The organism is Acinetobacter modestus, assembly GCF_014636095.1.
GTDB classification, from domain to species: domain Bacteria; phylum Pseudomonadota; class Gammaproteobacteria; order Pseudomonadales; family Moraxellaceae; genus Acinetobacter; species Acinetobacter modestus.
Genome location: NZ_BMDV01000002.1, coordinates 760,582 through 775,123, shown reverse-complemented (window position 1 = coordinate 775,123; position 14,542 = coordinate 760,582). Strand labels below are relative to the sequence as shown.

The 14,542-nt window shown below is 36.8% G+C and carries 17 protein-coding genes and 1 riboswitch; of the genes, 10 read left to right on the top strand and 7 right to left on the bottom strand.

The genetic code is table 11. From position 1 onward, the window contains the following. Positions 1–231 precede the first annotated feature (231 nt). The 5 genes from glnL (at position 232) to IEV17_RS07905 (ending at position 5,313) form a co-directional block, all read left to right on the top strand. On the top strand, positions 232–1,341 hold the full coding sequence (gene glnL, locus IEV17_RS07925) for a nitrogen regulation protein NR(II) (protein ID WP_004662024.1): 1,110 nt from the start codon (positions 232–234) through the stop codon (positions 1,339–1,341). Beyond that, the gene (gene glnG, locus IEV17_RS07920; protein WP_004662022.1) at positions 1,328–2,815 is read left to right on the top strand and encodes a nitrogen regulation protein NR(I); all 1,488 of its coding nucleotides are present in this window, start codon (positions 1,328–1,330) and stop codon (positions 2,813–2,815) included. The genes glnL and glnG overlap by 14 nt, the downstream gene beginning before the upstream one ends. Positions 2,816–2,962: 147 nt before the next feature. Next, positions 2,963–3,604: a TetR/AcrR family transcriptional regulator gene (locus tag IEV17_RS07915; RefSeq protein ID WP_004662020.1), complete on the top strand. Its 642-nt coding sequence runs from the start codon at positions 2,963–2,965 to the stop codon at positions 3,602–3,604. Between the two features lie 112 nt (positions 3,605–3,716). Beyond that, positions 3,717–4,637 (top strand): ornithine carbamoyltransferase, encoded by a 921-nt coding sequence (gene argF / locus IEV17_RS07910; protein WP_004662017.1) that lies wholly within the window; start codon positions 3,717–3,719, stop codon positions 4,635–4,637. 151 nt (positions 4,638–4,788) lie between these two features. After that, positions 4,789–5,313: a protein tyrosine phosphatase family protein gene (locus IEV17_RS07905; RefSeq protein ID WP_004662015.1), complete on the top strand. Its 525-nt coding sequence runs from the start codon at positions 4,789–4,791 to the stop codon at positions 5,311–5,313. On the opposite strand, the gene ispF is transcribed toward IEV17_RS07905, so the two are convergent. Continuing rightward, a complete protein-coding gene (gene ispF / locus IEV17_RS07900) occupies positions 5,301–5,792 on the bottom strand; it encodes a 2-C-methyl-D-erythritol 2,4-cyclodiphosphate synthase (RefSeq protein ID WP_004662014.1) in 492 nt (163 codons plus the stop codon). The two genes, IEV17_RS07905 and ispF, sit on opposite strands and share 13 nt — an antisense overlap. A 98-nt stretch (positions 5,793–5,890) precedes the next feature. Between ispF and IEV17_RS07895 the strand changes: the two genes are divergently transcribed. After that, positions 5,891–6,538 (top strand): A1S_1983 family putative colistin resistance protein, encoded by a 648-nt coding sequence (locus IEV17_RS07895; protein ID WP_004662013.1) that lies wholly within the window; start codon positions 5,891–5,893, stop codon positions 6,536–6,538. A 99-nt stretch (positions 6,539–6,637) separates the two neighbouring features. On the opposite strand, the gene IEV17_RS07890 is transcribed toward IEV17_RS07895, so the two are convergent. The 5 genes from IEV17_RS07890 to galE form a co-directional block, all read right to left on the bottom strand. After that, the gene (locus IEV17_RS07890) at positions 6,638–7,141 is read right to left on the bottom strand and encodes a hypothetical protein (protein ID WP_004662012.1); all 504 of its coding nucleotides are present in this window, start codon (positions 7,139–7,141) and stop codon (positions 6,638–6,640) included. A gap of 146 nt (positions 7,142–7,287) precedes the next feature. After that, on the bottom strand, positions 7,288–8,532 hold the full coding sequence (locus IEV17_RS07885; protein ID WP_004662011.1) for a D-amino acid dehydrogenase: 1,245 nt from the start codon (positions 8,530–8,532) through the stop codon (positions 7,288–7,290). Between the two features lie 180 nt (positions 8,533–8,712). Next, positions 8,713–8,802: riboswitch (glycine riboswitch) on the bottom strand. A 136-nt stretch (positions 8,803–8,938) separates the two neighbouring features. Then, entirely contained in the window at positions 8,939–9,430 is a 492-nt protein-coding gene (locus IEV17_RS07880) for a hypothetical protein (RefSeq protein WP_171062437.1), read from the bottom strand. 115 nt (positions 9,431–9,545) lie between these two features. Beyond that, positions 9,546–10,940 (bottom strand): class II fumarate hydratase, encoded by a 1,395-nt coding sequence (gene fumC, locus IEV17_RS07875; protein WP_004662009.1) that lies wholly within the window; start codon positions 10,938–10,940, stop codon positions 9,546–9,548. A 152-nt stretch (positions 10,941–11,092) separates the two neighbouring features. Continuing rightward, a complete protein-coding gene (galE, locus tag IEV17_RS07870; protein WP_004662006.1) occupies positions 11,093–12,100 on the bottom strand; it encodes a UDP-glucose 4-epimerase GalE in 1,008 nt (335 codons plus the stop codon). 64 nt (positions 12,101–12,164) lie between these two features. On the opposite strand from galE, the gene tusD reads away from it, so the two are divergent. From tusD to IEV17_RS07850, 4 genes are read left to right on the top strand one after another with little or no spacing between them, the layout of a single operon-like run. Further along, complete coding sequence (gene tusD, locus IEV17_RS07865; protein ID WP_005160335.1) at positions 12,165–12,533, top strand: sulfurtransferase complex subunit TusD; 369 nt, start codon at positions 12,165–12,167, stop codon at positions 12,531–12,533. Between the two features lie 43 nt (positions 12,534–12,576). Beyond that, complete coding sequence (locus tag IEV17_RS07860; protein WP_004662003.1) at positions 12,577–12,927, top strand: hypothetical protein; 351 nt, start codon at positions 12,577–12,579, stop codon at positions 12,925–12,927. Between the two features lie 11 nt (positions 12,928–12,938). Further along, positions 12,939–13,223 carry a hypothetical protein gene (locus IEV17_RS07855; protein ID WP_004662002.1) on the top strand — a complete coding sequence of 95 codons (285 nt, stop codon included), beginning with the start codon at positions 12,939–12,941 and terminating at the stop codon, positions 13,221–13,223. A 27-nt stretch (positions 13,224–13,250) separates the two neighbouring features. After that, the gene (locus IEV17_RS07850) at positions 13,251–13,562 is read left to right on the top strand and encodes a TusE/DsrC/DsvC family sulfur relay protein (protein WP_004662001.1); all 312 of its coding nucleotides are present in this window, start codon (positions 13,251–13,253) and stop codon (positions 13,560–13,562) included. 10 nt (positions 13,563–13,572) lie between these two features. Here IEV17_RS07850 and IEV17_RS07845 read toward each other — a convergent pair whose 3' ends face one another. Then, positions 13,573–14,436, bottom strand: a complete 864-nt coding sequence (locus tag IEV17_RS07845) for a DMT family transporter (RefSeq protein WP_004662000.1) — start codon at positions 14,434–14,436, stop codon at positions 13,573–13,575. Positions 14,437–14,542 lie beyond the last annotated feature (106 nt).

The window sequence follows — 14,542 nt, the reverse complement described above, 5'->3', positions numbered from 1 at the left end:
CAAAATTTTAAACAAACCCCAACAACGCACCATTTTAAAGCATGATAAAATATTGAAATAACTCAATCTATGTGAAAAATACAGCATAAAGTCATTATTTATGAATTAAGTTATTGAAAATTAGCTAATACGAAGTTGGCTTGCATTTTGCATTAAATACATTTCAGAAGTTAATGGCTATTCATCTACATTGATATTTATTGCGCCATTTTAAAACAGGACGATTCACAAATGGATCAACATAACACTATCGACTATCGACTACTCGTAGATAATCTGACCACTGCCATATTATTGGTCGATAGTAACCTTAATATTTTTTATTTAAATTCGGCTTGTGAAGCATTATTCGATGTTAGTTTACTTCGCGCATCTGGTCAGCCTGTGCTCAATCTACTTCATGCACATGACGATTCATTCAATACACATGAAGCTTTATTAAATACATTAGAAAGCGGACAACATTACACACGCCGCGAAGCTGTAATTAATGTGAACTTTAAACCAATCCATGTGGATTATACGGTCTCGCAATTAAATGCAGGTAAAAGTTATCACCCACTTTTATTAATCGAACTCAATCCAATTGATCGAATGTTGAAAATTTCTAAAGAAGAAAATTTAGTACAACAGCATCAAGTCGCGCGCCAATTGGTCCGTGGCGTGGCACATGAAATTAAAAATCCTTTAGCGGGCATTCGTGGTGCAACACAATTACTTGCTCGCAGCTTAAATGATGAAAGCTATCGTGAGTTTACCGACATTATTATTAGTGAAGTCGATCGCTTAACCAATCTAGCAGATACCATGCTTGGTTCACGTCAATTACCAAGCTATGAGCTAGTTAATGTGCATGAACCTTTAGAGCGCGTTCGTTCACTTATTGTGAACCAAACGAAGAAAAAAATTAAGATTACCCGTGATTACGATCTGTCTTTACCTGATGTAATGGCTGACCGTGATCAACTGATTCAAGTTATGCTCAATATCAGCGTAAATGCTGTGCAAGCAATGACTGAAAATAAAGATTTTTTTGTTGATTCAGAACCAGAGCTGATTTTAAGAACGCGCATTCAACGCTTAGTCACAATTAACGGTGTTCTGAATCGCTCATCGATAAGAATTGATATTGAAGACAATGGACCAGGTGTTCCAGAAAGCATATTAGAGTCTGTATTTTACCCTCTTGTTACTGGACGAGCAAAAGGTACAGGACTTGGCCTCAGTATCGCGCAAAACATTATGCATCAACACAACGGAATGATCGAGTGTCAATCCGTTCCAGGAAAAACCATATTTAGCTTATATTTACCTTGGGAGTCAGACCGTGTCACGAAATAAAATTTGGGTAATTGATGATGATCGTGCCATGCGTTGGGTACTCGAAAAAACTTTTAAAGAAGAAGGTTTTGACGTCACCAACTTTGAAGAGGCACAAACAGCGCTCGAACGTTTGCATGATGCTGCACCCGATGTCATTTTGACAGATATTCGTATGCCTGGAATTGATGGCTTAACTTTCTTGTCTAAAGTTAAAAACACGCATCCAGATCTACCTGTCATCATCATGACAGCACATTCTGATTTAGAATCTGCTGTCTCAAGTTACCAAACTGGTGCATTTGAGTATTTACCAAAACCATTTGATATCGATGAAGCTTTAGCATTAGTTAATCGTGCTATTTTACATATCAATAAATTGCAACAACAAGAAGCAACCAAAGCGACGACGCCTCTACAATCAACCGAAATTATTGGTGAATCGCCTGCAATGCAGGAAGTGTTTCGTGCCATTGGACGTCTATCTCAATCCCATATCACGGTTCTTATAAATGGTGAATCAGGTACTGGTAAAGAACTTGTCGCACATGCATTACACAAGCACTCACCTCGTCGCGCCAAACCATTTATTGCACTTAACATGGCCGCTATTCCAAAAGACTTAATCGAAACTGAGTTATTTGGGCATGAGAAAGGCGCGTTTACAGGTGCAAATACTCAACATCAAGGTCGCTTTGAACAAGCCAACGGCGGTACATTATTTCTTGATGAAATTGGTGATATGCCTTTTGAAACACAAACACGCTTGCTTCGCGTCCTTGCTGATGGCGAGTTCTACCGTGTTGGTGGACATATTCCAGTTAAAGTTGATGTCCGAATTGTAGCCGCAACTCACCAAGACTTAGAGAAGTTGGTGAATGAAGGTCGTTTCCGTGAGGACTTGTACCATCGCCTTAATGTTATTCGCATTCATATTCCGAAACTCGCTCATCGTAGTGAAGACATTCCTATGCTTGCGCAACATTTCTTGGCGCGTGCAGGTAAAGAATTAGGTGTTAGTCCTAAAATCCTACGTACAGAAACAACTGACTATATGCAGCAACTCCCTTGGCCAGGTAACGTTCGCCAATTAGAAAATACTTGTCGTTGGTTAACAGTGATGATTACTGGACGTGAAGTCTATCCAGAAGATCTACCTGCTGAGCTAAAACAAGTTGCTATACAGAAATCGACGAATGATGCATCAACTACAAGCCCAGCTTTAGTTGAAAGAATTGCTGTACATCATTGGGATGAGTTACTAGCTCAATGGGCAATTCAAAAGTTAAAAAATGGCGAAATGAAAATTTTAGATATCGCTACGCCAATGTTTGAGCGCACCTTGATTAATGCAGCCTTACAACAAACACGTGGTCGCAAACGCCATGCAGCAGAGCTTTTAGGTTGGGGCCGTAACACGCTTACTCGCAAACTTAAAGAGCTTGGCATGGATTCAACAGACGATGATGAAGATGATGAAGTTCGTTCAGCATAAATCATAAATAGCCCATAAAAGCGAGTAATGATCACATTACTCGCTTTTTTACATTGAGATGTTTAGATACATGATCCAATGTCATAGCCATACAAGACATATGGTTTTTGCTATAATAAAATATTCCCTCAACGCTCATTGAATATAATGACTGATATTTGTTACCCAAGTTGCGAACAACCTCAAACTCGTCGTGGTCAAGAACGTCGCCTTGCATTATTACTATGTGCAACCGATTTATTTCTTGAAAAAGGTTATGATGCGGTTTCCTTGGATGATATTGTCAATCATGCAGGTGGCTCAAAAGCTTCTATTTATAAATACTTTGGCAACAAAGAAGGTCTTTTTACTGCGATCTGTGATTATCGTCGTGAAGTGTTTTTTAAAGGTGTTTGTTTTCCATACACTTCAGAACAAAATAATTTAAGAACATACCTTGTGCAAACATTACAACGCTTTTATCAACATATTATTCAACCTGAAAATATTGCCTTTATGCGCATGTTCACAGAGCAAACTCAAAAAGATATACAATTAGCGCACTATTTTTATGACCAATGTGCTTTAAATATACAGAATACGATTGCATTTGCTTTAGGTCAGGCACACGACCTCAATGAAATATACTGCTCTAACCCTCATTTCTCCGCCATGATGTATTTCGGAATTCTACGTGATGTTGAATGGCGACTTTTAATGGGTTTAGAAGTATCAGCAAATGACGCTGAAATAACTGATTATATTAACTATTCAGTTGATTTATTCTTAAAAGCTCATCAAAAAGTCTAATTCTTTTGCATTTTTTAGGTGGTGTAGTATAGTAGTCAATTCCTTTTTTATCACCACCCATTAAATAACAATTAATTATTGTTTTTATTCAATAATTATTGTGGGAGTAACTATGGCGCTTCGGCATTTCCTGACTTTACGAGACCTTTCAACTTTAGAGTTGCAACGCATTTTAGACCGTGCTCAAGAATTGAAACGCATGCAACATGCAAATACGGTTTTTCAACCATTTGTAGGTAAAGTCTTAGGAATGATTTTTGAGAAATCGAGTACACGTACACGTATTTCTTTTGAAGCTGGTATTTGCCAATTTGGTGGTAATGCGATTTTCCTTTCTCCACGAGATACTCAATTAGGTCGTGGTGAGCCAATTGAGGATTCAGCACGTGTCATTTCAAGCATGCTTGATATCGTAATGATTCGTACTTTTGGCCATGATATTGTTGAACGTTTTGCTTCTTATTCGAAAGTTCCTGTCATTAATGGATTAACGGATGACCACCATCCATGTCAATTACTTGCTGACTTACAAACCTTTCAAGAACACCGTGGAAGCATCAAAGGTAAAACGGTTGCTTGGATTGGCGATGGCAATAATATGTGTAATTCATACATTGAAGCAGCACATATGATGGGTTTTAAACTCAAAATTGCTGCACCTGAAGGTTATGAACCAAAACCTGAGTTTTTGACTGAATTTGCCGATTGTGTCGAAGTGTTCAATAAAGCTGAGGATGCTGCGGTTAATGCTGACCTGATCGTAACTGATGTATGGGCAAGCATGGGGCAAGAAGAAGAACAAAAGCTTCGTGAAAAAGCATTTGCTGATTTCCAAGTGAATGAAAAATTAATGGATCTGGCTCATCCAGATTGTTTATTTATGCATTGCTTACCCGCACACCGTGGCGAAGAAATTTCTGAGCACATGCTGGATCATAAAAATGCTGTTGTTTGGGATGAAGCAGAGAATCGCTTACATGCTCAAAAGGCATTAATGGAATTCTTATTAAATGAGAATTTGAAGAAAGACTAAATAGCTAAAGAAAACAGCATCATCATGATGCTGTTTTTATTTTTGCGATCTAAATTGAACACTTAAATAAAAACACTTATAGTAGAAAAATCTTTTATTAGAAGAAGTTTCTCCTCTTGGTTGAAACTTTGATAACTACAAAGCGAACATTATGACTTCACTCGAACAAGCACTTTCTGAAATTCCTAGTTTTTCTTTGGTGCACGAGCATCTATTTAGTTCTGCTCAGCCAAGCGCTGAACAATTACTGCAAATTAAAGAATATGGCTGTAGTACAGTAATCAATCTTGCGACGAGCAAATCAGAAAATCATTTAGCTAAACAAGACCAAATCTGTTTGGATTTAGGCTTAAACTACATTCATATTCCTATTGATTGGGATCTTCCTTGTGCAGAACAATGCTTATTCGTTTTAGATTTAATTGCTCATCTTGTTCAAAATGAAATTGTTTGGCTGCATTGCGCCAAAAACATGCGTGTAAGTAGTTTGATGTATTTATATCGTCAATTTTATATGGATATGGATATGCCCACAGCTCAAGCATTACTTCATGAAATTTGGGAACCGAATGAGACTTGGACAGGTTTAATTCATAGTATTACTTTACAACTGCAAGGTCGTAAAGCAACACTTGAACTTGAACAATCATTAATGGATGTAGATCATCTTGCTTGATGTGAAATTAAGACAGTTGCTGTTGCTAAAATGCCTTCTTGGCGACCTGTAAATCCTAGTTGTTCCGTCGTCGTTGCTTTGATACTAATTTGAGTGATATCGACTTCAAGTACATCAGCAATACTTTGGCGCATTTCTAAATTATGTTTTGCGAGCTTTGGACGTTCACACGCAACTGTGATATCAGCATTATTTAAATGATAACCACGATCTAAAATTAATTGATATACGTGTTTCAATAAAATGCGGCTATCAGCTCCTTTATACTCAGGATCAGTATCTGGGAAATGTTGCCCAATATCTCCCAATGCTAATGCGCCAAGTAAAGCATCACTCAATGCATGCAAGACCACATCACCATCTGAATGCGCTTTTAAACCATGCGTATGCGAAATTTTAATCCCAGCTAAAGTAACGAAATTGCCTTCTTCAAAAGCATGTACATCAATCCCTTGTCCAATACGAATTTGAGCAACCATATGATTTTCCTTTTACAATATACTGAACAAATCTTGTATTCAGGCTTTCTATTTCGCTATAGTACAGTGAGCAAATTAGGCTGAACATATAAGTGATTATGCTGTTGAACACCTTAATAAATCAATTAAAGAAATCTGGTTATATCATCACATTGAGTTGTTTTTGCTCATCATTTGTATTTGCCGCGTCAATTAATTGTACAACACAGAATGCTGAGCAAAAAAAAATTTGTTCTAAGCAGTATCAAGACCAACGAACTAAGCTGAATAATAAGTTTTTAACCGCTTATCTTGTGACTGATGCTCCAATTCAACTACTACATGACACACAAAAGCTTTGGCTTAATCAAATCCAACAGTGCAAATCTAAAAATTGTTATCAGCAACAATTTGATGTTCGTTTAGATGATTTAAACTTTTATACTTCAATGAATCAGACGCTTACACAACACTATTTAAAATTTGAACATGGTGATTTAGCCAAACAACCTGTTCACATCCAGATTCATCAACTGGATAAAGATAAGTTAAAAATCGAAGGAATTGCTTATCGTAATCCCAATAATCGTGTAGAGACTCAAACTTTATCTTTACTTGCCTACACGACTCCCGAGCAAAAGAATCTAATTATTGATAATGAAAAAAAGTGCCAGTACCAATTTGACTTTCAAAAAGCTTTATTAATTATAAAAAGTGAGCAAAAAGATTGTGAACGTTTTACAGGAATATATCGTTTGTATGATTAAACTTAGTAGCGTCTAGATGACCAAAACCATCCAAAAATTCCTAACCATCATTAGGAACAACTGGTAACCATTAAGGAGAATCTTACCTAATATGTATATCTACACTACTTGAAATACAAAAATACCACTTAGATAAGGTATATCTGCTGATTCATCAATACAAAAACCGATACCAGAAAAGATATCATTATCTTCAACAATGTAGATATTTTCATGCTCATTAAAAATAGGATTACATAAATTCTTCAACTCTAAAAAAGGCATACCTATATAGATACAATTTATTAGTTTCCCCTTATAACCATTAAATATAGATATATTAAATAAAAATCCTAAATGATTAAAATGCAACTCAACCACTCCTTTTGAATAGAACCAAATCTCCCCCTCAATCCGCCCTTCACTAATTTCTCTAGTAGGCACACATAACCATTTATCATTCTTGTGAATAGAATCATGCAGTGGGATTCCATCCGTTATTAACCATTTTTTTACATCAGTCAAATTTAGCCCATTATAGAATTCTGATAATGTTTGCCCCAAAGTAAAACCTGCTGCAGACTTTTGTGGCTCAATGAGAGCATTAATATCAACTTCCATCATAATTTTATTTTCTCATCTATAATCTTTATTTAAAACCTAAGCAAATCACTGTAAAGCCAATGCTCTACTAAACTGAATAAAGCATTAATTTCAAAACTATCTAAAATATGATAAAAAGCCGATGTTTTCACATCGGCTTTTTATATTTAGCTTGGGAATTTTTGTGCAATTTCCTCGCTAATCAATACCGCTGTTGCGGCAGATAAAGTCCAGCCTAAATGTCCATGTCCAGTATTGTAAAATACTCGCGCATGTTTCCCCTGTTTCACCACAGGCAACATATTTGGCATCATCGGACGTAAGCCTGCCCATGGTACAACGTGCTCAGTTGAAATATCAAAATTTTGGTTAACCCAATTAATCAAAGGTTGTATTCGATCTGCTCGAATATCCCGATTGTAACCATTAAACTCAGCTGTACCAGCTACACGGAAACGATCCACGCCTAATCTTGAGGTTACAATCTTTGCACTTTCATCTAGCAAGCTAACCCAAGGCGCATTCTTTACACTTCGCTCATCTTTAAGCTGAACTGTAATTGAATATCCTTTTACGGGATAGACATTGACTGTATCACCCAATAAATCTGCAAGCTGATAACTTCCCACACCACCGCACACTAAAATAATATCAGCTTCAATTTGAGTCAGTTGAGTATTATCAGGGTGCATATTCTCTGAACTATTTTTGCAATCTACTACAACTCTATCCTGCAAAAACTTGATATCAATCACATCTAAACCAAAGCGATATTTGACACCATATTTTTTTGTTTGTTCGGCAAGACCAACAGAATACTTATGAATATCCCCTGTTGCATCCGCAGCAGTGTAATATCCACCATAATAATCACCAGTTAAATTTGGCTCAATAGATTTCATTTCTTCAGGTGTTATTGCATAACGCTCAAGTTTACCCTCGACTAAAACATCATTCACTTTTTTGGCAATATCGAAGTCTTGTTTAGTATGGTACATGTGCAAAATACCACGCTTTTCTAAATCAAAAGCAATATTTTCTTTTTCTGCAATTTCAAATAATCGTTGTCTTGCTAACAACGCTAAACGAACTGTTTCAATTGTATTTACCTTATAGTCCTTAATGTGAGTCAAAAACTCGACTAGCCAGCGATACTTATGCACACTAAAAGACGGATTGAGCAATAAAGGTGCATCTTTCTTACTCATCCATTTAATCCCTTTCAACACTGTTGCCTTCTGATTCCAGACCTCAGCGTTACAAGCAGACAACTGCCCACCATTGGCAAATGAAGTTTCCATTGCTGGAAATAAATGACGATCAATCACTGTGACTTCATAACCCAATTTAATTAATTCATAAGCAGACGTTACACCCGTAATCCCCGCACCAATAACAACAACATGTGGCATAGCAAACTCCTTGAAATGCATAACATTTCATAATGCTTAGCCCCATCTGTCATGGTACCTGAGAGTTTTGGCAGATGATTACCAATTAATCATTAAGCCTTCCCCTTCGGTGAGTGTTAATCGTAGAAGAAAAATTATCGTATGTTTCTACAAGTTGAGCACTGCTCTCCAGATTGTATTTCTATTATTACAGTCCTTCTGCCTGAGAGTTTCCGGGGTCGTTGCTCCTTCGGCGAGTTCATTGAAGAACTTCTCTCCCGCAATAATATTTATATCCATATAAGCAATATATATGCCGCTTAAAAATACAGACACTAAATTCTTGTAATTGTTTGTAGATTAAGATTTATGCAATTTAAAATAAATCGAAGTATAAAAAAGCAGACTTGAAGTCTGCTTTTTTATACTAAAATTTGCACTGCAAAATTTGATCTGAGAACTGTCCTTTCCATAGTTCTCGTAATGTTGGTAAATAGAATTTTTCACCAATCATCACTAATTCAGCATCAATCAGTGCATGAATCTCATGCATCAAAACATAATCCAATGCAATCAAGGAAAGCTGTGTTTGTTTCTGAGAAATCTGCTTACGTTTAACTTGCGCTTTTTTAACTAACTCGTTGGCAAAATTTTTATCTTTATAAGCGGTAATGGCACTTAAACGTAATTCAATGATTCCCCAACCTTCCAATAATTTCTTAAATACTTCGAAATCTTTAGATGTTGCTTCCCATGTGACATTTTCCAAATTATTGTCTTCTGGTAATACTGGTAACAATAAGTCGGCGGTGCTCGGAAAAATTTTCTTTAAATTCAACAGAAACTTAACAGGATTTTCATTTGGAAGATCAGAAAATTGGATATTGGTTTTGGTATCTGTCAAATAAATATTGAGCATAATGAAGCAACAATCAGGTAAATCAAAAGCATATTGTACGCAGATCGATTTATAAAAACTACTCATAAAAAATCCCCCTAGGTTAAAGAAGGATTTTTTAAACTACCAATACGATTTACTTACTATTCGGAGAAACCATATTTTCAGGTCTAACTACTTCATCAAATTGCTCAGCAGTCACTAAGCCAAGTTCAACTGCAACTTGCTTTAAGGTTTTATTTTCCTTATAAGCTGTTTTGGCAACTTTGGCAGAATTTTCGTAGCCAATCACAGGGTTGAGTGCTGTGACTAACATTAAAGAGTTATGCAAGAAATAATCAATTTTCTCACGATTTGGTTCAATACCTACCGCACAATGATCATTAAAGCTATTACAAGCATCTCCTAATAACTGAATTGATTGCAATAAGTTATAAGCAATCACTGGCATAAATACATTCAGCTCAAAGTTACCAGAAGCACCCGCCACATTAATGGTAGTGTCATTACCTAGAACCTGAGCAACAACCATGGTCATCGCTTCACTTTGTGTAGGATTGACTTTACCTGGCATGATACTTGAACCAGGTTCATTTTCTGGAATACGAATTTCACCAAATCCGCAGCGAGGACCACTCGCCAACCAGCGAATATCGTTAGCAATTTTATTTAAGCTTGCTGCCAATGTTTTTAATGCACCTGAAGCAAATACAGCCGCATCACGTCCTGCCAAGGCTTCGAACTTATTCGGTGCAGTCACAAATGGTAAACCTGTCAGTTCAGCCAGTTGCTCAGCTGCTTTCACTGCATAATCTGGATGTGCATTTAAGCCAGTACCTACCGCCGTTCCTCCTAAAGGCAACTCATAAAGACCTGCAAGTGCTTGCTGTAAACGTTTTAGACCATGCTCTAGTTGGGAAACATAACCACTGAACTCTTGTCCCAAGGTTAAAGGAGTCGCATCTTGCAAATGGGTACGACCAATTTTGACAATATCATCAAATTCTTTGGATTTAAGATCTAAAGTCGCTTTTAGTTTTTCCACTGCAGGAATGAGTAATTCATTGATTTGAATACTTGCAGCCACATGGATTGCAGTTGGGAAAGAATCATTGGTTGATTGCGCACGATTGACATGATCATTTGGATGTACTGGTTTTTGTGCACCTAGTACTTGTCCTAATTTTTGATTGGCAATGTTTGCAATCACTTCATTACAGTTCATATTACTTTGCGTACCAGAACCTGTTTGCCAAACTACAAGCGGAAATTGTGAGTCCCATTGACCAGCAATCACTTCTTCAGCAGCATCAACGATATATTGACTTAAATCTTCAGGTAATTGTTTTAACTCAGCATTGGTTATTGCAGCCGCTTTTTTCACCAAACCCATGGCACGAATCATGGCACGCGGTAAACGTTCTTGACCGATTTTAAAGTTCTGTAAACTTCGTTGCGTTTGTGCACCCCATAAGGCGTCATTTGGAACTTCAACTTCGCCCATAGTGTCATGTTCAATTCGCATTTGCATAAACAACCTCTGCTTTATTTGGTTAAAATGTTCACGGGCTGAAGCAAACTGATGCTTTTGGCTAGCGAAGACTCAGTTCATATTGATGTATATTTGATAAGTCTTAATTATCCTAAACAAAGCCATTAAAATTGTAAATAAGAATCATTATCTTAATTACCTGTTAAGGTATTGCGATAAAAACGCCATTCGTCTTCAATCATTTGTGATAGAGAACGTTTAGGAACCCAATTTAATATTTTTTTTGCTTTATCAATATTTGCACCCAATTGCGCTAACTCTTGGTTTTGATATACAGCAGGTTGCACTTGAATTTCGGTCTGAGTGACTCTTGCAACTTCATCAATCAAATTTTGTATAGATGTGAGTTGATGATGTGCAATATTGAATGCTTCCAAACAACTTGTTTGTGTTTTTAACCAATTTAATGCGATCAAAACTGCATCACAAGCATCCAAAACATGTAAAAAGCTTCTTTCAACCGTTCCATCTTCTGTCCGTGCTTGATTTTGCAATTCGATACAATCTCGCTGCATCGCTGCAACTTGTAAAGCTAAAGGCACAATATTTTTAGGGAGTTGAGTTACGTATTCCCCTAAAACGCCATGTTCAAAAGCACCAACAATATTAGATAATCTGAGATTGATAATTTTCCATTCATGATCGACTTTATAAGTATCCGCAATAATATCTTCAACCATTTGCTGAGATCGAATGTATGGATTTGGGTAGCGATAATTAAACTCAGTCTCTTCAACTACACTTGGATTAGATTGCCCATATACGGCCAAACTAGAAATATTGATTAACTCTCTAACCCCCATCCGCTGCATTGCTCTCAATAAGCTCATAATGCTGCTGACATTATCATTGTAGTATTCCAGAGGCTTTAGAACAGATTCTTCAAGCGATTTAAAACTGGCTGTATGAATAACAGTATGAATTGAATATTGTTCAAATACTTTATTTAAGGCAGGCGTATTTCTCACATCTACTTTAACAAATGGAATATACATTCCTGAGATGTATTCTAAGCGCTCCAAGGTTTGTAAAGTCGAATTGGCTAAATTATCAACAATAACAATTTCTTGCCCACGTGCTAATAAACTCAAAGCAATATGTGAACCGATAAAGCCTAAACCACCTGTCACCAAAATCATTGTATACTTACCTTCTTTTTTAATCTGTCCATCATTTTGCTTACATGACCATAGTGAATGTTCAATGAGTACACTACTGTTAATAACTTCTGCACCTACTTCAATTATGGCTTGGCATGCTTTTGGTTTAGCTCAAGCATTAGGAAATAAGTCCGAAGATTTTCGTGTCTTCTTTTACCAAGATGGTGTTCAGGTTGCGAATGATTTACAGTGGTTTCCTGATGATCAACGCAATCTAAAACAAGAATGGCAAAAGCTTGGCATTCGACTCCCTGTCTGTGTCAGTGCTGCCCTTGCTCGGGGAATCACTGATGCAAGCAATGCCCAACGTCATTCACTTCAACAACACAACTTAGCACAAGGTTTTGAGCTAGTTGGGCTTGGAGAGCTAGCTGATGCTGTGCAAAGCTGTTCTCGTTTAATTCAATTTTAGTTTAAGTTCATTAATAGAGTGTTGCTTTTAAAAGGTAAATTGTGTGAAATCTGTACTCGTCATCCTAACGCAATCCAATTTAACTAGTTTGCAGATCAACGAAAGCGTGTCTGCAACTATGGTTTTAGCAACCTTTGGTATTTCTGTCAAAGTATTATTAAAAGATGCTGCACTAAGCTTATTGAACAATAAATTAGAGTTCGATCAATTCAAACAAGCTTTTAAAATTGCTGCCAATATGGTGGACAGTTTTGAGTTCTATGATCTAACCCCGATTTTAGTTGAAACTAAAAATCAACACTTGGCGATTGCGCAAGATAGTGATCAAGAAATCGAGTTTGTTGAGATTCAGCCTGAATTTATTCAATCTTTCGATCATATTTTGTATTGGTAGAGCTCAGAAACATGGAAAATTCAACTTTATTTTTGATTCAATCCCCTTACTACAACACAGATAAAATCTGGATTGAGTTAGCTCAAATGGCACATGTGAATGATACGATTGTAGTCATGGGAGATGGGCTTTTACTGCTAACTAAAAAGATTTTAGATCTTTATCCAAATCTTTATTGCTTAAGTAATGAGCAAAGCTTACTTAGAGATGAAATCAAATCTGAGGTCAAAATTATAGAATTCGCTGAATTTGCTGATTTAGTTCTGCAATTCAAACGCTGTATTTCTTTAAAATAAATTATCTTTAGTTAATTAGGTTATTTCATGCAATTAGAGTTAGATCAAGACGGTCATTTGGTCGATTATACAATTTGGAATACTGAAGTTGCCCAGCAACTTGCTCAATCACTTGATCTAGAACTGACTGCTTGGCATTTCGAAATTCTCCACGCCGTACGTCAATTTTATCAACAATTTGGGCATTCCCCAGCAACTCGTCCACTGATTAAATTTTTGATGAAGACGGTTAGTGCTGAAATCAATAATGCTGAATTACAGCAAAGATTTAACACAGGTTTAGTAGCGCGTCATCTAAGTCGTTTAGCTGGTGTTCCCAAACCTGCCAATTGTTTATAACTGCTATAAATTATGCAAATTTTTTAGCGCATGCAACACAGGCTATCACAGCGATGGTAACGGCAAACATCGCAACACTTACTTGCTCGTGAAGCAAAACAGCTGCAATCATTAGTCCAAATATGGGTTGTAATAATTGTAATTGTCCTACTGTTGCGATACCTCCTTGTGCTAAGCCTTTGTACCAAAAAAAGAAACCTATCAACATGCTAAATAGAGAAACATAAGCTAACCCCAATTTCGCAGCATTTGAAATCTGCGCGAAGTCCGCAGGCATGTAGAGATATGAAATCAACAACATAACTGGCAAAGTTATTAACAGCGCCCAACAAATAACCTGCCACCCTCCTAAGTGTTTTGATAATTTTCCTCCCTCAGCATAACCGAAGCCACATAGTAAGATCGCAAGTAACATAAAAATATCGCCATAGCCAAATCGCCATGTACCACTTTGAATGATCATGTAAATAAAAACGATCAAAGCACCTAAAACTGCAAATAACCAAAAATTTACATTTGGCCTTTCTCCACCCCGTAATACACCAAAAATAGCAGTCGATAAAGGAAGTAAACCAACAAAAACAATCGTATGTGCAGCACTCACATATTGCAAAGCGAGCGCAGTAAATAACGGAAATCCTATCACCACGCCGATTGCCACATAAAATAATGCAAGCCAATCCCTTTTAGCAGGAAACTGTTGTTTTAACAGCAAAAGTAAGAATAAACCTAATAATCCCGCAATTGCAGCCCGAGCAGCAGTTAAAAAAGTAGGACTGAAATCCATAACAGCGACACGTGTTGCTGGCAAAGAACCTGCAAAAATAATCACGCCGATCAGTCCATTTATCCAACCCTGATTCGCAACTTTCATTTCTTTTCTCCAAATCTATTTGGAGAATTTAATCTGTAATATGTTATATTCCCACATACAATACAGTACAATTTCAAATAACTGTATTGGTATTTTTACCAACACA